Annotated in this window: 17 protein-coding genes and 2 pseudogenes; 8 read left to right on the plus strand and 11 right to left on the minus strand. The window is 62.3% G+C overall.

All coding sequences use genetic code 11. The features are described from left to right. The first annotated feature begins 2 nt into the window (after positions 1-2). From cydD to cydX, 5 genes are all read left to right on the plus strand, one after another. Positions 3-1,733, plus strand: a complete 1,731-nt coding sequence (gene cydD, locus J0663_RS22665; RefSeq protein ID WP_207245079.1) for a thiol reductant ABC exporter subunit CydD — start codon at positions 3-5, stop codon at positions 1,731-1,733. Beyond that, on the plus strand, positions 1,730-3,421 hold the full coding sequence (locus tag J0663_RS22670; protein WP_207245084.1) for an amino acid ABC transporter ATP-binding/permease protein: 1,692 nt from the start codon (positions 1,730-1,732) through the stop codon (positions 3,419-3,421). Before cydD ends, J0663_RS22670 begins: the two co-directional genes overlap by 4 nt. Positions 3,422-3,495: 74 nt before the next feature. Further along, positions 3,496-5,076 carry a cytochrome ubiquinol oxidase subunit I gene (locus tag J0663_RS22675; protein WP_207245090.1) on the plus strand — a complete coding sequence of 527 codons (1,581 nt, stop codon included), beginning with the start codon at positions 3,496-3,498 and terminating at the stop codon, positions 5,074-5,076. 6 nt (positions 5,077-5,082) lie between these two features. Beyond that, the gene (gene cydB, locus J0663_RS22680; RefSeq protein WP_207245092.1) at positions 5,083-6,237 is read left to right on the plus strand and encodes a cytochrome d ubiquinol oxidase subunit II; all 1,155 of its coding nucleotides are present in this window, start codon (positions 5,083-5,085) and stop codon (positions 6,235-6,237) included. 12 nt (positions 6,238-6,249) lie between these two features. Continuing rightward, complete coding sequence (cydX, locus tag J0663_RS22685) at positions 6,250-6,372, plus strand: cytochrome bd-I oxidase subunit CydX (protein WP_018069319.1); 123 nt, start codon at positions 6,250-6,252, stop codon at positions 6,370-6,372. 245 nt (positions 6,373-6,617) lie between these two features. On the opposite strand, the gene J0663_RS22690 is transcribed toward cydX, so the two are convergent. The 5 genes and pseudogenes from J0663_RS22690 to J0663_RS22710 all read right to left on the minus strand — a co-directional run bounded on the left by J0663_RS22690 (position 6,618) and on the right by J0663_RS22710 (position 12,801). Next, entirely contained in the window at positions 6,618-8,621 is a 2,004-nt protein-coding gene (locus J0663_RS22690; RefSeq protein ID WP_207245100.1) for an aldo/keto reductase, read from the minus strand. A 35-nt stretch (positions 8,622-8,656) separates the two neighbouring features. Then, positions 8,657-9,739, minus strand: coding sequence for an ABC transporter ATP-binding protein (locus tag J0663_RS22695; RefSeq protein ID WP_207245106.1), 1,083 nt, complete (start codon positions 9,737-9,739; stop codon positions 8,657-8,659). A 12-nt stretch (positions 9,740-9,751) separates the two neighbouring features. Further along, positions 9,752-10,588 (minus strand): carbohydrate ABC transporter permease, encoded by an 837-nt coding sequence (locus J0663_RS22700; RefSeq protein WP_207245110.1) that lies wholly within the window; start codon positions 10,586-10,588, stop codon positions 9,752-9,754. After that, a pseudogene (locus J0663_RS22705) lies at positions 10,585-11,444 on the minus strand (carbohydrate ABC transporter permease). Before J0663_RS22705 ends, J0663_RS22700 begins: the two are co-directional and overlap by 4 nt. 82 nt (positions 11,445-11,526) lie before the next feature. Continuing rightward, complete coding sequence (locus tag J0663_RS22710) at positions 11,527-12,801, minus strand: extracellular solute-binding protein (protein WP_207245115.1); 1,275 nt, start codon at positions 12,799-12,801, stop codon at positions 11,527-11,529. A gap of 86 nt (positions 12,802-12,887) precedes the next feature. On the opposite strand from J0663_RS22710, the gene J0663_RS22715 reads away from it, so the two are divergent. Further along, a complete protein-coding gene (locus J0663_RS22715; protein ID WP_207245116.1) occupies positions 12,888-13,808 on the plus strand; it encodes a helix-turn-helix domain-containing protein in 921 nt (306 codons plus the stop codon). Positions 13,809-13,832: 24 nt separating this feature from the next. On the opposite strand, the pseudogene J0663_RS31375 reads toward J0663_RS22715, so the two are convergent. Then, positions 13,833-14,032: pseudogene (locus tag J0663_RS31375) on the minus strand (VOC family protein); the annotation flags it as partial. 79 nt (positions 14,033-14,111) lie between these two features. Here J0663_RS31375 and J0663_RS22720 point away from each other — a divergent pair. Next, entirely contained in the window at positions 14,112-14,612 is a 501-nt protein-coding gene (locus J0663_RS22720) for a GNAT family N-acetyltransferase (protein ID WP_207245464.1), read from the plus strand. A gap of 18 nt (positions 14,613-14,630) precedes the next feature. On the opposite strand, the gene J0663_RS22725 is transcribed toward J0663_RS22720, so the two are convergent. Beyond that, positions 14,631-15,725, minus strand: a complete 1,095-nt coding sequence (locus J0663_RS22725) for a Gfo/Idh/MocA family protein (protein WP_207245118.1) — start codon at positions 15,723-15,725, stop codon at positions 14,631-14,633. Positions 15,726-15,735: 10 nt separating this feature from the next. Further along, entirely contained in the window at positions 15,736-16,746 is a 1,011-nt protein-coding gene (locus J0663_RS22730) for a Gfo/Idh/MocA family protein (protein ID WP_207245120.1), read from the minus strand. 365 nt (positions 16,747-17,111) lie between these two features. Between J0663_RS22730 and J0663_RS22735 the strand changes: the two genes are divergently transcribed. After that, positions 17,112-18,272 carry a fumarylacetoacetate hydrolase family protein gene (locus tag J0663_RS22735; protein ID WP_207245122.1) on the plus strand — a complete coding sequence of 387 codons (1,161 nt, stop codon included), beginning with the start codon at positions 17,112-17,114 and terminating at the stop codon, positions 18,270-18,272. A gap of 1 nt (position 18,273) precedes the next feature. Here the strand turns inward: J0663_RS22735 and scpA are convergent, their stop codons facing one another. The 3 genes from scpA to J0663_RS22750 all read right to left on the minus strand — a co-directional run bounded on the left by scpA (position 18,274) and on the right by J0663_RS22750 (position 22,262). Further along, entirely contained in the window at positions 18,274-20,412 is a 2,139-nt protein-coding gene (gene scpA, locus J0663_RS22740; RefSeq protein WP_207245124.1) for a methylmalonyl-CoA mutase, read from the minus strand. 130 nt (positions 20,413-20,542) lie between these two features. Further along, on the minus strand, positions 20,543-21,196 hold the full coding sequence (locus J0663_RS22745) for a methionine ABC transporter permease (RefSeq protein WP_207245125.1): 654 nt from the start codon (positions 21,194-21,196) through the stop codon (positions 20,543-20,545). After that, positions 21,177-22,262: a methionine ABC transporter ATP-binding protein gene (locus tag J0663_RS22750; protein WP_207245126.1), complete on the minus strand. Its 1,086-nt coding sequence runs from the start codon at positions 22,260-22,262 to the stop codon at positions 21,177-21,179. Before J0663_RS22750 ends, J0663_RS22745 begins: the two co-directional genes overlap by 20 nt. Between the last annotated feature and the right edge of the window lie 78 nt (positions 22,263-22,340).

Genomic DNA, 22,340 nt, shown 5'->3' on the forward strand with positions numbered 1-22,340 from the left:
CCATGGGCACTGCTTTCTCCGACGCGACAATCGAAGCGAGGGCCCGGCCGCGGGATGAAGAGGTTCCCTCGCCACGCGCCGACGCGGCGAAAGGCCGGCTGCGTAATGCGGCGATGCTGCAGGCGCTGGCCGCCGCCATCTGGATTCCGCAGGCCGGATTGCTGGCCGCCTCGGTCGGCCGTATCGCCGATGGCGGCGGATTTCATGACGTTTTGTGGCCGGCCTTCGGCATCCTCGTCCTTGGATTGGTGAGAAGCTGTCTCGACGCGACTGGCGGGCGCCTGGCCTTTCGCGCCGCCCGCACGCAGCTCAGCCGCAAGCGTCAGGCCGCCGCCGCTGCCCTTTCCCTGTTGTCGCCGGTCGACCGCGGCCGGCCGGCATCTGGCAAAGCCGCGAGCGTCATCGGCGAACAGGCCGAACTCATCGTGCCTTATCTCTCGCGTTTCCGGCCGGCGCGGATGAAGGCGAGCCTTGTGCCGCTCGTCATCCTCGCCTTTATCCTACCGGTCTCCTGGGTTGCCGCGCTGGTCCTGCTGTTGGCCGCGCCGTTGATCCCGCTCTTCATGGCGCTGATCGGCTGGCGCGCCCAGGCGGCAAGCGAAAGACAGCTCGTCGCGACCGGCGGTCTCAACGGCTTTCTGCTCGATCGCCTGCGCGGATTGACGACGATCCGCGCGCTCGACGCGGTCGATGCGACCGCTCTCAAGCTGCGTTCGGAGGCGGAGTTGCTTCGCGCGCGCACTATGGCAGTGCTGAAGATCGCTTTTCTGTCCTCGGCCGTGCTCGAGCTTTTCGCGGCGCTCGGCGTGGCGATGATTGCCGTCTATGTCGGCTTCAGTCTGCTCGGCGAAATTCGCTTCGGCACCTGGGTAGGCAGGCTCGACCTGACCGAGGGGTTGTTCATCCTGCTGCTCGCCCCCGCCTTCTTCGAGCCGCTGCGTGAACTCTCAGCGGTCTGGCACGACCGGGCCGCCGGCGAAGCGGCGCTGAAAGCGCTGGACGCCCTTGCCGGCGTCAGCTTGCCTATCCGAGGATCGGCCGAACCGGCGGCTGTAGTTGGCACCGAGGCGCCGGACGTCCATCTCGAAAATCTCGCCTTTCGCTATGGTGCCGACGAACCGCTGATCCTAGACGGCTTCAATCTCGATGTCACTGCTGGCGAACATCTGGCGCTGCTCGGTGCCAGCGGTTCCGGCAAGTCGACGCTTCTTTCGCTGATTGCAGGCCTGGCGCCCTCTGCCGATGGCCGCATCATGATTGGCGGCGTCGACCTTACCGACGAAACTGCCGCGAACCTTCGGGGCGGCATGGCTTGGATCGGCCAGAAACCGCATATCTTTGCCGGTACCATCGCCGGCAATATTGCGCTCGGCAGGCCGGGCACCTCACGCGGCGATGTGGCGGATGCTCTTGCCGCCGCCGGCCTTGAAAAGGCGGCTGATGCCTATGGAAGCCGGCCGCTTGGTGAGAACGGAATCGGACTTTCCGGCGGCGAGGCGCTGCGGCTTGCAATCGCGCGCGCGGCCTGCAACCCGCATCTGAAGATCATCCTGGCCGATGAGCCGACCGCCCATCTCGACGCCGCCACCGCGGCTGATGTAACCGAGAGCCTGCTTGCGCTCGCGCAGGGTCGTACCCTCATCGTCGCGACACACGATCCGCTCCTGGCCGCCCGCATGCATCGCGCCATCCGCATCGACGCCGATCTTGCCATGAGGGAGGCCGCCGAATGAGTTTCTTTGCTGCAGATATCAGGCCCATCCTGCGTCTCTTCCTCGGGGAGCGCCGGCGTGCGCTGTTACTCGGCGCTATGCTTTCCGCAGCGACGGTGACGGCCGGCATTGCGCTGCTCGGCCTCTCCGGCTGGTTCATCACCGCCACTTCGCTTGCCGGTCTTTCCGCCGCTGCGGCTCTGACTTTCGACGTTTTTGCGCCGGCGGCCGGCATCCGTCTGCTGGCCATCATCAGGACCGCGGCACGCTACGGTGAAAGGCTCGCGACCCATGACGCGACGCTCGGTGTGCTCGCCGCACTTCGCGAGAGGCTATTTCGCGGCTTTGCCGAACCGCGTGCCGCCTGCGTTCTCCTGCACCGCCCCGCGCGGCTGCTCTTCCGGCTGACGGCCGACATCGATGCGCTCGATTCCCTCTATCTCCGCATTCTCGTGCCGGCTGCTGTCGCGATCGGCGCGGCCCTGGCTGCAAGCGTGGTACTGGGGCTGATGCACCCCCTGTTCGGCCTGTGTTTCGGCCTTTTTCTCGCCGGCGCCGGCCTCGGCCTGCCTTTGATCGCCGGCCGCGCGGCGCGCAGACATGCTGGGCGGCGCGCCCATGGCATCGAGGCGCTGCGCTCACGGACGATCGATCTCGTCGCCGGCCAGACCGACCTGTTGATGGCCGGTCGGCTTGCGGCGCAGAGGGGTGCGATTGCTGCGGCCGACAGCTATGCCGTTCGCGCCGATGATCGGCTGAACCGCATCGAAACCGGCCTGACCTTCAGCTTCGGCATCGTCTCAACACTCTTGCTGACGGGATCGCTGCTTGCCGTCGCGGCCCTTGCGGAAACGAAGACGATTACCGCACCTGTCGCAGCCCTCGGCCTGCTCGTCGCCTTCGCGGCGGTCGAACCCTTCGCCGCGTTGCGCCGCGGCGCCCTGGAACTCGGACGGACGATGCTTGCCGCAAAGCGGATCGCGCCCCGAATTGCCGTCGCCGATGTAACCGAACCGTTGGCGACGCCGCTGCCGGGATATGCCTTTTCTGTGGCCGACGTGGCCGCCTTTCATGAAAATTCCGCCGTGCCGGTGCTCCAAGGCATCGATCTTGTGCTCAAGCAGGGCGATCGCCTCGCCGTCATCGGCAGCAGCGGCGCCGGCAAGTCGAGCCTGCTCGCTCTGCTTTCCCACGAGTTGCCGGCAAGGACAGGTTACGTCGCTGCGATGACGGCGACCCTGCTGACTCAGCGGACGGAACTCTTCGAGGATAGCCTGCGCGGCAACCTCGTCCTTGCAAATCCGGATGCCACAGAGGCCAGCCTTCGCGAAGCGCTGGCCGCGGCCGGCCTGCTTGCCGATGTCGAGGCCATGCCGCGCGGGCTCGATACGCCGCTCGGCGAAGGCGGCCTCGGCCTTTCCGGCGGGCAGTCGCGCCGGCTCGCGCTTGCCCGCCTCTTCCTGCGCGACACGCCGCTCTGGTTGCTCGACGAGCCGACCGAAGGCCTCGATGGCCCGACCGCCCGTGATGTGCTCCAGCGTCTTTCGGCGAAGGCGGCGGGCCGCTCGCTGGTGATCGCAACGCATATCCGCCGCGAGGCTGCGATCGCAGACCGCATCGCCATCATCGAAAGCGGACGTATTTCAGAAGTTTCGTGCCGCGGAGAGGCGGCGTTCGAAAGGGCGCTCGGCCGGCTGCGGCCGGATTGAGCGAGACCACATGCCTTCGACGCCGGCCGGCGCTGAGGAACGCTTGTATCCCGTGGGACCGTGGGAGAAAGACAATGGAACTAGATATCGTGGCGCTATCGCGCTTCCAATTCGCGCTGACGGCGCTTTACCACTTCCTGTTCGTGCCGCTGACGCTCGGTCTGTCCGTGCTCTTGGCGATCATGGAAACCGTCTATGTCATGACCGGCCGCCAGATCTGGCGGCAGATGACGAAATTCTGGGGGACACTGTTCGGCATCAATTTCGTGCTGGGCGTGGCCACAGGCATCGTCATGGAATTCCAGTTCGGCATGAACTGGAGCTATTACAGCTATTATGTCGGCGACATCTTCGGCGCGCCGCTGGCGATCGAAGGCCTGATGGCCTTCTTCCTCGAGGCGACCTTTGTCGGCCTGTTCTTCTTCGGCTGGGACAAGCTGTCGAAAGTCGGCCATCTCGTCGCCACCTGGGCGGTGGCGCTCGGCTCGAATTTTTCCGCACTCTGGATCCTCATCGCCAATGGCTGGATGCAGAACCCGGTGGGATCGGCGCTCAATCCACAGACGATGCGCATGGAGATCACGAGCTTCTTCGACGTCGTCTTCAACCCGGTCGCCCAGGCGAAATTCGTCCATACCGTGTCGGCGGGTTATGTCTGCGCCTCGATCTTCGTGCTCGGCGTCTCGGCCTGGTATGTGCTGAAGGGCCGGCATATCGAGCTTGCCAAACGTTCGATGGCGGTGGCCGCCTCCTTCGGCCTCGCCTCGGCGCTCTCGGTCGTCGTGCTCGGCGACGAGAGCGGTTATCTTGCGACTGAAAACCAGAAGATGAAACTTGCCGCCATCGAAGGCATGTGGAAGACGGAGCCGGCTCCGGCCGCCTTCACGGCCTTCGGCTTCCCGGATCAGGAAGCGCGCGAGACGCACTTTGCCGTGCATATCCCATGGGTTATGGGCTTGATCGGCACACGGTCGCTGACCACCGAAATCCCCGGCATCGATAAGCTTGAACAGCAGGCCGAAGCGCGCATCCGCGACGGCATCAAGGCTTACGACGCGCTGATGCAGATCCGCGCTGCACCCGCACAGGATCAGGTGGCGCAGGAAGTCCGCACTTCCTTCGAGGATCTCGGCCACGATCTCGGCTATGCGCTGCTTCTGAAGCGCTATGTCGACGATCCCCGCCTGGCGACCGACGCGCAGATCGCCCAGGCGGCGCGCGATACGATCCCGCATGTGCCGACGCTCTTCTGGTCCTTCCGCATCATGGTCGGCCTCGGCATCTTCTTCATACTCCTGACGGCGACCTTCTTCTGGCTGTCGGCGCGGCGTCGTCTCGATAAATACCCGCAGCTTCTGAGAATTGCCGTGCTGGCGATCCCACTCCCCTGGATCGCCATCGAACTCGGCTGGGTCGTTGCCGAATTCGGCCGCCAGCCCTGGGTGATCGAAGGCGTGCTGCCGACGGCCGCCGCAGTCTCCAGCCTCGGCGCCGGCACCGTGCTTTTGACGATCATCGGATTTGCCGCGCTCTACACAGTGCTGATCGTCATCGAGATGAGCCTGATGATCAAGGCGATCCGCCAGGGACCGGAGCCGGACGACGAGCCGGAAGCCGTCCTGATTTCCGAAACCCTCGTCCCGGCCGCGGAGTGACCTGCTATGATCCTTCACGAACTCATCGACTATGAAACCCTGCGGATCATTTGGTGGCTGCTGCTCGGCGTACTGCTGATCGCCTTCGCGACAACAGGCGGCTTCGATCTCGGCGTCGGCACGCTTCTGCCCTTTGTCGCCAGGACCGATACGGAACGGCGCGTGGCGATCAACACCATCGGCGCCACCTGGGAGGGCAACCAGGTCTGGCTGATCCTCGGCGGCGGCGCCATCTTCGCCGCCTGGCCGCCGCTTTATGCGGTTTCCTTTTCCGGCTTCTATCTGGCGATGTTCGCGATCCTTTTCGCGCTCATCCTGCGCCCGGTCGGTTTCAAATACCGGTCGAAGCGGGAAAGCGCCCGCTGGCGCAACGGCTGGGACTGGGCGCTCTTCATCGGCGGCTTCGTGCCGGCGCTGATCTTCGGTGTTGCCGTCGGCAATGTGCTGCAGGGTGTGCCCTTCCGCTTTGCCGACGACATGCGGATCTTCTACGAAGGTTCGTTCATCGCCCTGCTCAATCCCTACGCACTGCTTTGCGGCCTGCTTTCCGTCGCAATGCTGACGATGCATGGCGCGGCCTGGCTGGTGCTGAAGGCGAGCGGGCCGGTTGCGGAACGTGCCAGAAGCTATGGCAGCATCGCCGCCCTTGCCGCGATCGTGCTTTTCGCCCTCGGCGGCCTCTTCCTGTGGATGGGCATCGACGGCTACCGCATCACCAGCGATATCAGCCCGATCGGGCCTTCCAATCCGCTGCTGAAGACGGTGGTGGTCGAGAACGGCGCGTGGCTTGCCAATTACAGCGTCCATTCCTGGATGGTCGTGGCGCCCGTCCTCGGCTTTGCCGGCGCGGCACTGGCCTTCATCGCCATGCGGGCAAGGCGCGAGGTGATGACGCTGCTTTTCAGCAAGGTTTCGATAACAGGCATCATCTCGACGGTCGGTCTGTCGATGTTCCCGTTCATCCTGCCCTCCTCGCTTGATCCGCGATCGAGCCTGGCAGTCTGGGATGCATCGTCCAGCCATATGACGCTGTTCATCATGCTGGTCGTAACGGTGATCTTCCTGCCGATCATCGTCGCCTACACCGCCTGGGTCTATAAGGTTCTCTGGGGCAAGGTCGACGAGACGTCCGTCACCGACAAGAACAGCCACGCCTACTGAGGGAGACGAACAATGTGGTACTTTGCATGGATCCTCGGCCTGCCGCTGGCGGCCGCCTTCGCCGTCCTCAATGCCATGTGGTATGAGCTCATGGACGACGCCGCCAGAAAGAAGGCTTCGGAGCTGCGCAAGTAGAAATCTAAGGGCGCGGCTTGCACTGCGCCCTTAGACTGGTTTGGTAACAGCCTCGCTCTATTTTTCGGCGTCATCTTCTGCATAAGCCCCTCATCCGGCTTCTCCCGCTTGCGGGGCGAAGGGGTATGCCGCACCCGCTTTCCCCAACCTCCACGCTGAGTTTGGCACGTCCCCTCGCCCCGTTTACGGGGAGAGGGTTAGGGTGAGGGGCAAGCACGGCTCGAACTGCGCCCTTTGCTTTTTCATCAGCCTTCCAGCCACTTCACCTGATCGGGCGTGAGCTTGATGTCGAGAGCCGACAGGCTGTCCTCCAGTTCGGCGACGGTGCGCGGCCCGATCAGCGGAATGACCGGGAAAGGCTGGGCGATCACATAGGCGAGCGCGATGTGGATCGGATTGCGGCCGAGCTTGTTGGCAAGCTCGATGGCGCGGTCGCGGCGTCCGAAGTTACGCTCGGAATACCAGACGCGCACGATCTCCTCATCGTCTCGCTTGTCGCGGCCGGCGCGGTCGGTGAAGAAGCCGCGGCCCTGGCTGGACCAGGCGAAGTTCGGGATCTGCTTCTCATTCAGCCACGTCTTCCAGTCGTCATCGGAGGCTGCGACGCAACCGGCCCAGATCGGATCGAGCATCTCTGCGAGCGAAAAGTTGTTGGAGAGTGCCGCCGGCGCCGTTTTGCCGGTCTTTTCGGCATAGGCGATCGCCTCGTCGAAACGTGCCCGCGTCCAGTTCGAACCACCGAAGATGCCGCGAATGCGGCCGCGTTTGACCTCGGCGTCCATGGCATCGACGAACTCGCCGACGGGTACATCAGTGTTGTCGCGATGCATGAAATAGATGTCGACATAGTCGGTTTTCAGCCGGGCGAGCGACTGGTCGAGCTGCTTTGCAATCATGTCGGGGTAGCAGAGCGGCGAGTGCGCGCCCTTGCCGATCAACACGATTTCCTCGCGCGGCACCTTGCGGCTGGTGTGCCAGTCGCCGAAGATCGCCTCCGTCTTGCCGGCGCCATAGACGAAGGCCGTATCGAAGGCGTTGCCGCCGGCTTCGTAGAAGGCATCGAGCGTCAGCGACGCAGCCGCGAAGTTCGGGAAGAACTCGAAGCCGAGGGTCACGACTGAGGCCGGCTTGGAAATACCGGGGATCTGGCGCTGCGGAATGCTGTTGCCCCGCTTGACCATGCCGCCTGATATGTTGGCCGTGCGTTTGGCGGCTTTCTCCACACCATATTCGAGACCGACCGAGGCGCGCCACTGGTCGAGCACGCGCAGGTTTCCGATCGAATCCGCCCAGCTCATGCCGGGGGTGCTGAACTCGGTCTTGCCGGCGCGGATGGCATCGCCCGCAGCGTCCGCCTCGAAGGAATAGAGCCAGCGATTCTCTTTGATCTCGACCGTTTCCTGTTTGCCGCCCTTGAAGACCTCGATCTTGCCGACGCCGCCCTTGTGGCCGGAGGCAAACCAGAAGTCGGCGACCTCGATCCGGCCCTCGGAGCCGATGATGCGCAGCACATTATCCTGCTGGGCCATGATCGAGCAGGAGACTTCTGCAATGATCTCGTTCGGGAATTTCAGCACCGCGGAAGCCCATTCGTCGACGCCGCTCTCACCGAGATGCGCGACGCCCGAAACCTTCTTCGGTTCGAGGAAGGCTTTGCCCTCCGCCGCGCCTGCTATCAGCCTCGCCATGGAAACCGGATAGCCGCCGACATCGAGAATGCCGCCGCCGGCAGTATCGTTGGCGAAAAGCCGGTGCTCCGGCTTATAGCTGCCCATGTTGAAGCCGAAGCTCGAGCGGATGATGCGGATCGTGCCGATGATGCCGCTCTTGATGAGGTCGACCAGCTTTTCCGTCTGTGGATGCACACGATACATGAAGGCCTCGCCGGCAAAGACGCCAGCCTTCTTGGCTTCGTAATAGACGGCTTCGGCGTCATAAGCCGAAAGTGCGATCGGCTTTTCGACGAGGATATGCTTGCCAGCGCGTGCGGCCTTGATCGCCCATTCGGCATGACCGGTATGAGGTACGGAGATATAGACTGCATCGACCTCAGGGTCGGTAAGGAGCGCCTCGTAGCCGTTGACGATGCGGGCCCCGGGGAAGTTCTCCTGAAGTCCTGGCTTGGAAGGATTACGGGTGGCGATCGCCACCAGTTTGCCGGTGCGCGAATGGGCGACGCCGTCCGCAAAGGTGCGGGCGATAGTACCGGGGCCGATGATGCCCCAGCGGATCGGTTGATCGGAAGTCATGGAGTCCTCTTTCGTCGTTCTGCCTTGGGATTGGTTCAGCGGAGCCGTTTGCCGGCGCCGTCGAAAAGGAATGAGCGGTTAGCGGGAAGGCCGACGGTCAGCGTCTCGCGATTGCCTGATGTGCGTGATTCCGGCCGCTCGATAATCAACTGCTCGGCGCCGATGGCGGCATAGATGTAGCTGGTATTGCCGAGATGTTCGGCGACATCGACAGCGACGGTGAGATCAGCATCGCCCGCACCGGCATCGACAAAATGCTCGGGCCGGATTCCGAGGGTTACCTTCGTGCCGGTTTCAACGGGGTCCGCCACGAGCAGCGGCAGACGTGTCTCCGGATTGCTTTCCAGCGCGATTACCGCCCTGCCCGGCTGCGCCTCGCTCACAACGGCCTTCAAGAAATTCATCTTCGGCGAGCCGACGAAGCCGGCGACAAACTGGTTGGCGGGATCGTCGTAAAGGTCGAGTGGCGCACCAATCTGCTCGATGTTGCCGGCGCGCAGCACGACGATCCTGTCGGCGAGCGTCATCGCTTCCGTCTGGTCGTGGGTGACATAGATCATCGTCGTGCCGAGCTGTTTGTGCAGCCTGGAGATTTCGACGCGCATCTGCACGCGCAGTTCCGCGTCGAGGTTCGACAAGGGCTCGTCGAACAGGAAGACCTCAGGCTCGCGGACGATGGCGCGGCCAATGGCGACGCGCTGGCGCTGGCCGCCAGAAAGCTGCTTCGGTCGCCGCTTCATCAGCTCTGTGATCTGCAGGATTTCGGCAACACGGCGCACACGCCGTTCGGTGTCCTCTTTCGGATTGCCGTTCATGCGCAGGCCGAAGCTCAAATTCTCCTCGACGGTCAGGTGCGGATAGAGCGCGTAGGACTGAAAGACCATGGCGATGCCGCGGTCGGCGGGCTCAACGTCGTTGACGACCCTGCCGCCGATCCGAAGCTCGCCTGATGTGATCTCCTCGAGGCCGGCGATCATCCTCAGCAGCGTGGACTTGCCGCAGCCGGAGGGGCCGACGAAGACGACGAATTCGCCATCCTTTACCTCGAGGTTGGCGCCATGGATGATCTCAAAGCCGCCGAAGCGCTTGACGATGTTGGTAAGTGAAAGCTCTGCCATGCGGCCCCCCGATTACTTGATTGCGCCGGCCGCGATGCCGGCGATGAAATGGCGCTGGAGAGCCACGAATACGACGAGGATCGGCGCCGTCAGCAGCACCGCGCCGGCCATGATGCCACCCCAGGAAACCTTGGTCAGGCCGATCAGCGTTCCCAATGCCACCGGCGCCGTCATCATCCCAGGCCTGGAGTTGATGAGCAGCGGCCAGAGGTAATTGTTCCACGAGTGCAAGAAGAGAATGATCGCCAATGCCGCCATGGTCGGGCGGGCCAGCGGCAGCGCGATGCGAAGGAAAATCTGCCATTCCTTGACACCCTCGACGCGGGCCGCATCGAAGAGCTCGCCCGGCATCATCGAGAAGGATTGCCGCATGAACAGCACGCCGAGCGAATTGAAGAGCGGCGGCACGATCAGAGCCACCCAGGTGTTTGCCAGCTTGAACTCGCGCGCCACCATGATGAATTGCGGGATGACGACCACGGAGAACGGCAGCGTGATCGTGCCGAGGATGATCGCGATGACGATGGAGCGGCCGACGAAACGGTAACGTGCCAGCGCCCAGCCGGCCATCGACGTCAGCATCACCGAGAGCGCGGTGTAGATCAGCGCCACGCCGATGGAGATCACCATGGCCCCGATGAAATCGGTATCGGCCTGCAGGTTCTTGAAATTCTCGACGAAGTTGGTCGATGGCCACAGCACGATCTCGGGATTGAAGATGCCGTTGTCGGGCATGGTCGAGAAGACGAACATCATCCACAGCGGAAACAGCCAGATCAGCGCCAGCGGCGCCAGCACGGCATGCAGCGCGATCTGACGGACGAGAAGGGATTGCGATTTGGATCTCATTTCGGGTCCCTCCCGATCCAGAGATTGAAGAGAGAGATCACCACGGCGAGAGCGGCCATTGTATAGGCGATTGCCGAGGCATAGCCGAAATTCAAGGAGGTGAAACCCTGGCGATAGAGGAAGAGGCCGAGTGTTTCCGTGCCGCCGCCGGGACCGCCGCGATTGGTAATGAGGAAGGGTTCGGTAAAGAGCTGCATGGTGCCGATCACCGAGAGTACGACACAGAAGAGGATGATCGGTTTCAGGAGCGGCAGGGTGATGTGAAAGAATTGCTGTGCCTTGCTCACCCGGTCGAGCGTCGCTGCCTCGTAGACATCGTCAGGAATGGCCTGCAGGCCCGCCAGGATAATGATGGCGTTATACCCGGCCCATCGCCACGTGACGGCGAGGATGATCACTGCCATCGCGGCATTTGCGTTGTCGAACCAGGAGACCGGGCTGAAGCCGATCGCTGAAATTAACTTGTTGATGATGCCGAAATCGAGGCTGAACATCAGTCGAAACACGGCCGCGTAAGCGACCTCGCCGACGACGACGGGGGCAAAGAAGGCGAAACGGAAAAGCGGCCGCGCTTTCAGGAGCGGCGAATTGAGCAGCACGGCCATGACGGTCGCCAGCGCGATCATGACGGGCACCTGGATCACCAGGATGATCAGCGTGTTGTAAAGAGCGTTATAGAAGGCCGGATCGTAAAACAGCCGGCCCCAATTGGCCTGAAAACTGTATTTCCACGGGTTGATACGCGTGTTCTGAAAGGAAATCAGGAACGAGTTGATGATCGGCCAGACCCAGAACGTGGCGAAGATCAGCAGATAGGGGCGAGGAACGCATAGGCGCTCCGGGTTCTGAACGGCATCGAGCCTCCTCCTTACGAACGAATGACCGGCAGCGTTACAAGCCGGGAAAAGCCGGGCGCTTCGGGCGCCCGGCATCGTCACTCATTGCGCGATCGGAAGTCCGGTTGCGGAAGCGATCTGATTGGCGGCGTCGTCGAGCGCCGCCTTTGCATCGGGGTAGCCGCCGGCGAAGAACTTCGCCTGCGTTGCTCTGAAGATGCCTTCGGCATCACTCTGGAAGGCCGTGCCGCGGCTCGGTACGATCTTCGGCAGCGTCGCGAGGATATCGGCCCAAACCTTCTGGCCGCCCCAATAAGGCTGCGGCTCGTTGACGAAGGGGTCCTTTTCGGCAGAAAGCAGCGACGGCACCAGGCCGAACTCCTTCAGCATGGTGACCTGACCCTCATTCGTACCGAGGGCGTAGTTGACGAATTTCCAGGCCGCCTCCTTATTTGCGGAGGCCGCCGAAATGGCGAGCGACGAACCGCCGAGATTGGCCGCATGGGGACCGTCGGCCTTCAGGCTCGGCATTCTATAGACGCCCCACTTGCCCTTGAGATCGGGAGAGGTCGAGCGCACGGTGCCTTCATACCAGCCGCCATAGAGCTGGCTCGCGGCCTTGCCGGCGGTATTGGCCTGGATCTTCTCGTCCCAGTTGGCTGCCGTCAGCGTGCCGGCGTCCTTCATCTCCTTCACCTTTTGCAGGGCGGCGACGCAGGCCGGCTGGTTGATGGTGATGTTCTGGCCATCGGTCGAGAAATAGCCGCAGCCCTGCTCGTTGGCGATCATGCGGAACCATTCGCTATCGCCGTTGAAATCGGCTTGTGCCATGACGACGCCGGGATTGGCGGCGGAAATCTTCTTGCCGGCGGCGATGAAATCGTCCCAGGTGCTGATCGTGCTCGGATCGACGCCGGCCTTTTCGTACATGTCACGGCGGTAGAAGACGGCGACGGGGCCGGAATCCCACGGCATGGCATAGGCGACATCGCCAACTTCAAGCTCGGTACGCTTGAAGTCGGGGAACTTCGCCTGAATCTCTGCCGTGTAGCCGAGTTCCTTCAGATTGGCGAAGCAATCCGGGAAGCGGCTCCAGAAGATTTCGGCCTCGAAATTCTCGATGCTGACAATATCGGGCAGGCCGTCGCCCCCGGCAGCGCAGGCTGCAAGCGTCTTGTCGAAGACCTGGCTGTTTCCGAGGTCCTCGACGGTCACCTTGATATCGGGGAATTGTTTATTGAAACCCGGAAGCGTGGATTTCAATGCCGACGCGGCGACATTCCAGCTCCAGATGGTCAGATTGGCCGTCTCAGCGAAGGCGGAGCCGGAAGCAAGCAGTGCGACAGCTGCGGTCGCGGCGAGAAGTTTGAAGCGCATTGAAAATCCTCCCTTTTCAATTGCCGATCTTTCACGAACGCGGTTAGACTATCTGCAAGGGAGCGGCTGTCTCCTAAAAAGGGAATATGGATTTGGCGGAAAGTAAGATCGGCACGAGTGCAATCTATCGGCCCGGCGCTAGCAGCATTGAGGGCTCGCCGACGGCGCTGCAAATGTTTCATGCCCATCCGCTCGTCATGGCGATGCCGCACTGGCATGCGCAGGTCGAGGTCAACTATGTCTTGCGCGGCACTGTTCACTATCGGATGAGCGATCACGATTTCCGCCTGAACGCCGGCGAAATGTGCCTCTTCTGGGGTGGGCAGCCGCATCAAATGGACGAATCGTCGGACGATTCGCTCTATGCCGGCGCTCATCTGCCGCTCATCTATTTCTTCCGGCTGCGTCTGCCGATCAGCATTTCCAGCCGGCTGATGAAGGGCGAGACGCTGCTGACTTCGGCGACCGATGCCGCCGACAACGAAAACTTCGCCCGCTGGTTCCGCTATTCCAAGTCCGGCGATGCAGCCAAGGCCCAGCACGCCGTCGATGAATTGCTGCTGCGCATCGAGCGTATCGCACTCGAACCCTATTCGATGACGACATCGAAGACGACCGTCAGCCTGGAAGGCGATCAGCCGCATCCCAATTCCTCGCGCAGCGTTGCGCGCATGTGCGATTTCATCGCCGCCAATTTTCTGCAGGACATCGATTCGGTCGATATCGCTCGCGCCGCCGATCTGCATCCGAAATATGCCATGAACCTTTTCAAGCGATCGACCGGCATGACGCTCAGCAAATATGTGACGCTGCTCAGGCTGTCTCGTGCCCAGGCGATGCTGATGAGCGAAGGCGCCAATGTGCTGCAGGTGGCGATGGACAGCGGCTTCGGCTCGATCAGCGCCTTCAACAAATCCTTCCGCCACATCGCCGGCATGTCGCCATCGGATTTCCGCCGCGATATCCGGCTGGTGACGACGGTGCCCGCCGGCGCCTTCCGCAATTAACTTGCGTCCGCGCCCGTCATATGCGGCGAGCTCTGTCTGGATGCCCTCGGGATTGCGCGGGAAGGCGATCTTGTGCAGGACCTCGGCGTTGTTTGCCAGGCGCGGTCGCTCCTTGATCTCGACACCGGCCTTTTCCAGGCGGGCGAAGGTGTCATCGACATCCTCGAACAGGAAGGTCAGGTGGCGAGGCCGGCCGTGCCTTCGGGCACGTCACCCCCCTTTGCTGTAGCAGATGGGCGGTCACTTGTGTTCTATCGCGGTCATGGCTACGCTGTCGCTCCGGAGATGGGGACTACCAAAAATATGCATGTTCGAAGAGCGGTAGCCGCCGACGCGCAAGAGTTGTGCGGTCTCCTGAACGAAATCATTCTGGCCGGCGGAACAACGGCTCTCGAGACACCGCTTACGGCCGCGGAATTCGCAGACTGGTTCATCGACGGCGAGTTTCCCCTTGTCTGCCATGTTGCGGAGCATGACCGGTCGCTTGCCGGCTTTCAGTCGTTGAGCCTCTATGGCGATCCGCCAAAAGGTTATGCGGATATCGCAACATTTGCCCGCATCAGCCCGAAGATTTCCGGCGTCGGCCGCGCCCTTTTTCCGGCGACACGGGCAGCAGCCGAGGAGCTCGGGCTCGAATTCATCAATGCGACCATTCGCGCCGACAATGTCAGCGGTCTTGCTTATTACACAAAGATGGGCTTCGAGCCCTATGACAGGCTTATCCAGGTTCCGCTTTTGGACGGAACACCCATCGATCGGATCAAGAAGCGTTTCAGGCTCCACAGCCGCCCGGCATCCTCCTAGTGACCCCAAAGGCGTCGCTCAGAGGCCGGCCCCCGAGCGTTGTTCTTCCGGGAGCCAGGAGCGGTAGAGCGGATGATCGGCGGCGATCGGCATCGGCGTCGGTTTGCCGGTGCGTTGCGAGAAATAGGCGGCTGTCACCAATTCCAGAGAATTGCGGGCGTCCTGCAGCGTCACTGGTGGGTCGGTGTCGTCGACGATCGCCTTGTGGAAAAGCTCGAACTGACGGGTATAGCCATCCTCGCCGGGCACATAGGCGGCAAGCGCCGCGTCGATCCGCGCCTGATGCTCCTCTGTCCCGGCGATGAACGTCCAGGGATCACGGCCCATGGTATAAGGTTCGATGATGCTCTCGGCGACAAGGTCGTTGAAGCAGAAGCGCAGCCGCGATATCTCCTTGCGTGAGCCGAGGGTCATCGACAGCGTCGCCAGCGAGCCGTTCTGCATCTTCACCGAAAGTGCTGCCGTATCCTCAACCTCGATCGGGTTGACCAGCGTAGCGCCATAGGAAAATACCTCGGCACAGGGGCCGTGCACGTAGTTCAGCATGTCATGAGCGTGAATCGCATGGCCGAGAAGGCCGCCGCCGAGTTCGCTCGCCCATTTGCCGCGCCACGGCACGGCGTAATAATCCGGGCCACGCCACCAATGGGTTTCGATCGTCGTTAGAAAGGGCTTGCCGGTCAGGCCCTGTTCGATCAGGAGCTTCAACTTCTGCAGGCCGGAGCCGTAGCGATACTGAAAGATCGGCATCAGCTTCCTGCCGGGAAAGCGGGCGAGGATGCGGCCCATCTCGTCAACTTCGGCAATCGAGCCGAAGAGCGGCTTTTCGCAGATCACGTGCTTGCCTGACACAATGCCCTTGCGGCAAAGCTCGAAATGCGAGCTCGGCGGCGTCGAAATGTCGATGATGTCGAGATCGTCACGGGCAAACAGCGACTCCGCATCCTGCGTATATTCAGCAATACCGAATTCCTCGCACAGCGCCCTGCCGCGATCTTCGTCCAGCGAGCAGAGCACGGGAACCTCGAAAAGCTCCTTGTTCCAGCCGAAGCCGGTCAGATGCCGCGCGGCGATGCCTGCGCCGATGACCCCGACGCGCAATTTCCTGGCCATGCTATCCTCCTCAGCGGGCGCCTATGCGCGCGGCTTTCGTCTGCGCCTCGAGCGAAAGGCGGCAGACTTCGAACACGTGATCCTGTGTCATCGCCGTCTGCGTGCGGTTGCCGACGTCGGCGGTGAAAGCGTCGAAATAATCGAGCTTTTCGCCGCTGCAATCGATATGGGTCATTTCCTTGCCATTGACGAGGAAGAGATGATCCTTGCCCGGCCGGCCGGCAATATCGATATATTTGCGCAGCTCGATATAACCCTCGGTGCCGAGGATGGTCAGACGCCCGTCGCCCCAGGTCGGCAGCGCCTCCGGTGTGAACCAGTCGACGCGCACATAGCCCGCCGCCTTGTCGGAGCGAAGCAGCACTTCGCCGAAATCCTGGAAGGCCGGCTTGTCCGGCATGCCGAAATTGCCGATCGAGCTGGCGATGACCTCGCCTGAGGTCGAGCCGGTATAAAACAGGAACTGGTCGACCTGATGCGATGCGATATCGACGATGATGCCGCCAAAGGCTTCGGGGTCGAAGAACCAGCTGGGCCGGGTCGGCAGCTGCAGCCGGTGCGGGCCGACGCCCAGCGTCTGGATCACCTTGCCGATCGCGCCTTCCTTTACGAGCTTGCCGGCCTTGACGGCGGAACGCACGCAATGGCGCTCGGAAAAGCAGATCGAAAAGATCTTGCCCGTTTCGGCGACGGTCTTCTTGACCTCCTCAAGCTGGGCGAATGTCGTCACGCCAGGCTTGTCGGTCATCACGTCCTTGCCGGCTTTCATCGCGCGGATGGCAAGGCCGGCCCGATCGCGCGGGATCGCGGAAATGCAGATGACGTCGATCGACGGATCGGCAAAAAGTTTTTCCCGGTCGATCTGCGGCGCGTCGGGATAGGTCTTCTCGAAGGCCTCGCGCAATGCCGGTACGGAGGTCTGAGGGCAGTAGCCGACGAACTCGCCGCCTGCGGCAAGCAATCCCTTCACGTGATCGAACGTATGCCCATGGTCGATTCCGACGACGGCAAATCTCAACATCGCTGCAATATCCTCCTGGGATTTTCTTAAGCCCGGCTGATGCCGGCATCCTCCATGTCGGGGCAAAACAGATAACGAAACTTGGCTCCTGTCAAGGCGAGGTAGAGACCGAAATTGCGCGCAGATAGATATAACTACTTGAAATAATACAATTATTTTGTATCTAAATAGTTATTTACCGGTTTCTGTACGGCGTTTTGGCAGCACGCGGCTCATTCGATCCCATTGGACGAAAGTCTTTTTCCCAAGCATGTCTTGCCCCATCTGCGTGAATGTGATCGATTTCAGCCGTCACCGGCTGGAGGGTGGCAACGATCTCGGAAATTTAAAGAGTGCACCACGCTCGCCTATGACGGAGGACCACCATGTCTCATCCCCTTCTCGATGCCGACGCTTCGGCTGGTCTTTTTGTCGGCCGCGTCTGGAATCCCGAGGTCGCCGGACCGAGTATTGTCACGCTTCGGGAGGGAGTGCTGATCGATATCACGTCGCGCGAGGCGCCGACGCTGAGCGCTTTGCTCGAGAAGCAGGATGCTGCCGGCTTCGTCCGTGCCGCAAATGGCAAGACGATCGGCACCTTGGGGGAGATCGCCGCCAACAGCAACGGAGCGCCGGATGAGACGCGCTCCTACCTCCTTGCGCCTGCCGACCTGCAGGCGGTCAAGGCCTGCGGCGTCACCTTTGCCCAGTCGATGATCGAGCGCGTCATCGAGGAGAAGGCGGCCGGCAGTCCTGAACGTGCCGCCTCGATCCGCGAGCGCGTCAGCACGTTGATCGGCGGCAGCCTCACCAATCTCAAGGCCGGCTCGCAGGAGGCCGCCAAGGTCAAGCAGGCGCTGATCGACGAGGGCATGTGGTCGCAATATCTCGAGGTCGGCATCGGTCCCGACGCCGAGGTCTTCACCAAGGCGCCGGTGCTGTCCTCCGTCGGGTGGGGCGCGGATGTCGGCTTGCACCCGATCTCGACCTGGAACAATCCCGAGCCGGAAATCGTGCTTGCCGTCAACAGCCGCGGCGAGATCAAGGGTGCGACGCTCGGTAACGACGTCAATCTGCGTGATGTCGAGGGCCGCTCCGCGCTGCTGCTCGGCAAGGCGAAGGACAACAATGCCTCCTGCTCGATCGGTCCCTTCGTCCGCCTGTTCGATGCCGGTTACGGCCTGGATGATGTGCGCAAGGCGGAACTTGACCTCAAGGTCACCGGCCGCGATGGCTTCGTGCTCAACGGCAAGAGCTCGATGTCGCAGATCAGCCGCGATCCGACCGATCTCGTCAAGCAGACGCTTGGCCCCCACCATCAGTATCCCGATGGGTTCATGCTCTTTCTCGGCACCTTGTTTGCGCCGACCCAGGACCGCGACGCACCGAAGCAGGGCTTTACCCACAAGATCGGCGACGTCGTCGAAATCTCCTCGGCGGGGCTCGGCGCACTGGTCAACACCGTGCGTCTCTCCACCGAATGCCCGCCCTGGACTTTCGGCATTTCGGCGCTGATGCGCAATCTCGCACAGCGGGGATTTCTTTGAGCTACTGGTTTCGCCGCCTGCCCTGCAAGAGGTCGAGGACGGAGTTTGCCGCCTCGAGGACGTTCGTGCCCGGCCCGAACACGGCCGCAACGCCGTGTTCGTGCAGGAATTCATAGTCCTGCCGCGGGATGACGCCGCCGCAGACGACAATGATATCGTCACCCCCCTGCTCTTTCAGCTTGTCGACCAGCTGTGGCATCAGCGTCCTGTGACCCGCTGCCAGTGACGAGACTCCAACCACATTGACCTTTTCGCCAAGCGCCATCTCGACAGCCTCGTCAGGTGTCTGGAACAACGGACCGGCGAGCACATCGAAGCCGATATCGCCGAAGGCCGAGGCGATCACCTTGGCGCCACGGTCGTGACCGTCCTGACCGAGCTTGGCAACCATGATTTTCGGCCGCTGTCCCATCGCTTCCGTGACCTCCGCCATGCGGGTCTTCAGCACCGCAAGTTCCGGCTCGTTGTCATAGGCCTCGCCATAGACGCCCTTGATGACGGCAGGCGTTGCGGCATGATCGCCGAAGGCATCACGCATGGCATCCGAGATCTCGCCGACGGTGGCGCGGGCCCGCGCTGCCTCGATGGCGGCTTCCAGGAGGTTTCCCCTGCCGCTCCGCGCGACCTCCGTCAGGCTGGCCAGAGTCTCGCGCACGGTGGCGCCGTCGCGCCGTCTCTTGGTTTCCTCGATCCGTTTGATCTGGGCGTTGCGCACCGCACTGTTGTCGATCTTCAAAATGTCGATCGGCTGTTCGTTGTCGAGCCTGTAGCGATTGACGCCGACGATGACCTCCTCGCCTTTGTCGACGGCCGCCTGCCGGCGCGCCGCCGCTTCCTCGATCAGTCGCTTCGGCAGGCCGTCATTGACGGCGCGGGTCATGCCGCCGAGCGCTTCCACTTCTTCGATCAACGCCCAGGCGTGGTCGGCAAGTTCCTTCGTCAGGCTTTCGACGTAATAGGAGCCGGCCAGCGGGTCGACGACCTTGGTCACCCCGGTTTCATGCTGGAGGATGAGCTGGGTGTTGCGGGCGATGCGGGCGGAAAATTCCGTCGGCAGCGCGATCGCCTCGTCGAAGGAATTCGTGTGCAGGGACTGCGTGCCGCCGAGCACGGCCGACATCGCTTCGAAGGCGGTGCGGACGATGTTGTTATAGGGGTCCTGTTCCTGCAATGAGACGCCGGAGGTCTGGCAATGGGTACGCAGCATCAGCGAAGTTTCCTTCTTCGGCTGGAACTCCTCCATGATCCGGGTCCAGAGCAGGCGGGCGGCGCGGAGTTTTGCGGCCTCCATGAAGAAATTCATGCCGATGGCGAAGAAGAAGGAGAGCCTTCCGGCGAAATCGTCGACATCGAGGCCCTTCTTGATTGCGGCGCGGACATATTCGCGGCCGTCGGCCAGCGTGAAGGCGAGCTCCTGCACCAGCGTCGCGCCGGCCTCCTGCATGTGATAGCCGGAGATCGAGATCGAGTTGAACTTAGGCATCTCCCTTGCCGTATAGTCGATGATGTCGGCAACGATCCGCATCGAAGGCTCGGGCGGATAGATATAGGTGTTGCGGACCATGAACTCCTTGAGAATGTCGTTCTGAATGGTTCCCGACAGCTCTGCGCGGGAAACACCTTGCTCTTCACCAGCGACGATGAAATTGGCGAGGATCGGAATGACGGCGCCGTTCATGGTCATCGAAACAGACATTTCCCCAAGCGGAATGCCGTCGAACAGGATTTTCATGTCCTCGACGCTATCAATCGCGACGCCCGCCTTGCCGACATCGCCCTCGACGCGGGGGTGATCGCTGTCATAACCACGATGGGTGGCAAGATCGAAGGCAACCGACAGGCCCTTCTGGCCGGCAGCGAGATTGCGGCGATAAAAGGCGTTGGATTCCTCTGCCGTCGAGAAGCCGGCATATTGCCGGATCGTCCATGGCCGGCCGGCGTACATCGTCGCGCGTGGCCCGCGGGTGAAGGGCGAAAAACCGGGCAGCGAGCCGAGGTGCGCCGCGCCTTCGACATCGTCGGCGGTATAGAGCGGCTTGACGGCGATGCCTTCCGGCGTGTGCCAGGTCAGTGTGTCGGGCAAGGCGCGCAGCTCCTTCTGCGCAAGCTCCACCCAATCCGACAGCGTCTTCTTCGTCATGCGTTCCTCCGGCTCTTTCATCGCCACCTTATCATTTCACAGGTGGCTGATGCGATACAGCCTTAGGACAATTAACGCAGCAAAGCATTCGCTGCCTGCCGTTCGCCCGCCGCAAGCCTCCGCCCTTGACCTATCGATGATCGAGCTTGGCGACCAGCCGGTCGCCTAGCCACTGGATGCCGCAGACGAGGACGATGAGGACGGCTACCACCGCGATCATCACGCTGGTTTCAAAACGCTGGTAGCCGTAGCGGATGGCGAGATCGCCGAGACCGCCGGCGCCGATTGCACCGGCCATGGCGGAGGCGCCGATCAGCGTCACCAGCGTGACGGTGAAACCTGCGACGATGCCAGACAGTGCTTCCGGCACCAGCACCTCGCGGACGATTGTCCAGCGATTGCCGCCCATGGCGCGCACTGCATCGATCAACCCGCGGTCGACCTCGCGCAGCGATACTTCGGCAATACGCGCGTAGTAGGGAGTCGCGGCGATGGCGAGCGGCACGATGGCTGCCCATGTGCCGAGCGCCGTGCCGACGATCAGCCGCGTCAGTGGGATCAGCGCCACCAGCAGGATGATGAAGGGCACCGAACGGAAGCCGCTGATAACAGCGCCGAGGACGCGATTGATCCAGAGATTTTCAGCGATGCCGCCGCGTGCCGTCACAACAAGGGCAAGGCCGAGCGGCAGGCCGGCGACGAGTGAAATCACGCCCGAGGCGACGGTCATCAGGACCGTTTCCCAAAGCGAACGGATCAGCAGTTCAAGCATGATCGGCGTCATAGCCAAGCACCTCCACCCGGGCGGACCGGGCCGTCAGGAATTGTTCGACCTTTCCGGCAAGCGCGGGATCGCGCGTGGGAATGGCGATGAAGAACCGCGCTACCGGCTGGTTCTGGATATGGTCGATGCCGCCGTGGACGAGGCGGAACGAATGCGGCAGTGCCGCCGAGAGTTCGGCAAACAGCGCGCCTTGTGCTTCGGGTCCGGCGAGATCGACGCTGAGGATCGCTTCGCTGCCCGCCGTCGCCGACAGCCGGCCGGCGATATGATCCGGAAGCTGCGGCCGGATGCCGCCGAGCAGGCTCCTGGTGGTCTCAGCCTGCGGATTGGCGAAGATCGACCAGACCTGCCCTTCCTCGACGATCCGGCCGGCATCGATGACTGCGACGCGATCGGCAATGCCGCGCACCACTTCCATCTCGTGCGTGATCAGCAGGATGGTCAGTCCGAGCTTACCGTTGATATCCTTGAGCAGCGCCAGGATCGACCGAGTCGTCTCGGGATCGAGCGCCGATGTCGCCTCGTCCGATAACAGGAGCGCCGGGCGTGCCGCGAGCGCCCGGGCGATGCCGACGCGCTGCTTCTGGCCGCCCGAGAGTGACGAGGGATAGGCCTTCGCCTTGTCGGCAAGGCCGACGAGCTCAAGCAGTTCATGCGCCCGCTTCAGTCGCTCGGCCTTGGCAACACCCTCGATCTTCAGCGGCAGTGCGACATTGTCTTCGACCGTCTTGGCGGAAAGCAGATTGAAATGCTGAAAGATCATGCCGATGCGGCGACGGAGCAGCTGCAGCTCCTGCTCCTGAAGCCGGGTGATATCACGGCCTTCGATGCGGATTTCGCCGCTGTCGGCACGCTCCAGCCCGTTCAGGCAGCGGATCAGAGTCGATTTGCCGGCGCCGCTGCGACCGATGATGCCGAGGATCTCGCCCCTCTTCACTTTCAGTGAAATTCCATCGAGCGCCGGCGTGGCTCCGAACCGCCGCTTCACGTCGGTAAGCCTCACCACCTCCTCGGCCGCCGCTTGTGGCTGTGCCTCAATCGCCGTGGTGGAAACAAACGAATTCATGTGCTTTTCCTTACAAACACTGAAGGCGGCCCCGGCAAGGACACCCGGGCCGCCTTCGGCGGGCCTTAACCCCGGCCC

This window comes from Rhizobium lentis, from assembly GCF_017352135.1.
GTDB lineage: Bacteria > Pseudomonadota > Alphaproteobacteria > Rhizobiales > Rhizobiaceae > Rhizobium > Rhizobium lentis.

Excerpts from the sequence above, each read along its gene's own strand:
- J0663_RS22710 (WP_207245115.1), bottom strand. The coding sequence starts at position 12,801 with ATGCGCTTCAAACTTCTCGCCGCGACCGCAGCTGTCGCACTGCTTGCT.
- J0663_RS22735 (WP_207245122.1), top strand. The coding sequence starts at position 17,112 with ATGTCTCATCCCCTTCTCGATGCCGACGCTTCGGCTGGTCTTTTTGTC.
- J0663_RS22725 (WP_207245118.1), bottom strand. The coding sequence starts at position 15,725 with ATGGCCAGGAAATTGCGCGTCGGGGTCATCGGCGCAGGCATCGCCGCG.
- J0663_RS22715 (WP_207245116.1), top strand. The coding sequence starts at position 12,888 with ATGGATTTGGCGGAAAGTAAGATCGGCACGAGTGCAATCTATCGGCCC.
- J0663_RS22695 (WP_207245106.1), bottom strand. The coding sequence starts at position 9,739 with ATGGCAGAGCTTTCACTTACCAACATCGTCAAGCGCTTCGGCGGCTTT.
- J0663_RS22730 (WP_207245120.1), bottom strand. The coding sequence starts at position 16,746 with ATGTTGAGATTTGCCGTCGTCGGAATCGACCATGGGCATACGTTCGAT.
- cydD (WP_207245079.1), top strand. The coding sequence starts at position 3 with ATGGGCACTGCTTTCTCCGACGCGACAATCGAAGCGAGGGCCCGGCCG.
- scpA (WP_207245124.1), bottom strand. The coding sequence starts at position 20,412 with ATGACGAAGAAGACGCTGTCGGATTGGGTGGAGCTTGCGCAGAAGGAG.
- J0663_RS22720 (WP_207245464.1), top strand. The coding sequence starts at position 14,112 with ATGCATGTTCGAAGAGCGGTAGCCGCCGACGCGCAAGAGTTGTGCGGT.
- cydX (WP_018069319.1), top strand. The coding sequence starts at position 6,250 with ATGTGGTACTTTGCATGGATCCTCGGCCTGCCGCTGGCGGCCGCCTTC.
- J0663_RS22750 (WP_207245126.1), bottom strand. The coding sequence starts at position 22,262 with ATGAATTCGTTTGTTTCCACCACGGCGATTGAGGCACAGCCACAAGCG.
- J0663_RS22690 (WP_207245100.1), bottom strand. The coding sequence starts at position 8,621 with ATGACTTCCGATCAACCGATCCGCTGGGGCATCATCGGCCCCGGTACT.
- cydB (WP_207245092.1), top strand. The coding sequence starts at position 5,083 with ATGATCCTTCACGAACTCATCGACTATGAAACCCTGCGGATCATTTGG.
- J0663_RS22675 (WP_207245090.1), top strand. The coding sequence starts at position 3,496 with ATGGAACTAGATATCGTGGCGCTATCGCGCTTCCAATTCGCGCTGACG.
- J0663_RS22745 (WP_207245125.1), bottom strand. The coding sequence starts at position 21,196 with ATGACGCCGATCATGCTTGAACTGCTGATCCGTTCGCTTTGGGAAACG.
- J0663_RS22670 (WP_207245084.1), top strand. The coding sequence starts at position 1,730 with ATGAGTTTCTTTGCTGCAGATATCAGGCCCATCCTGCGTCTCTTCCTC.
- J0663_RS22700 (WP_207245110.1), bottom strand. The coding sequence starts at position 10,588 with ATGAGATCCAAATCGCAATCCCTTCTCGTCCGTCAGATCGCGCTGCAT.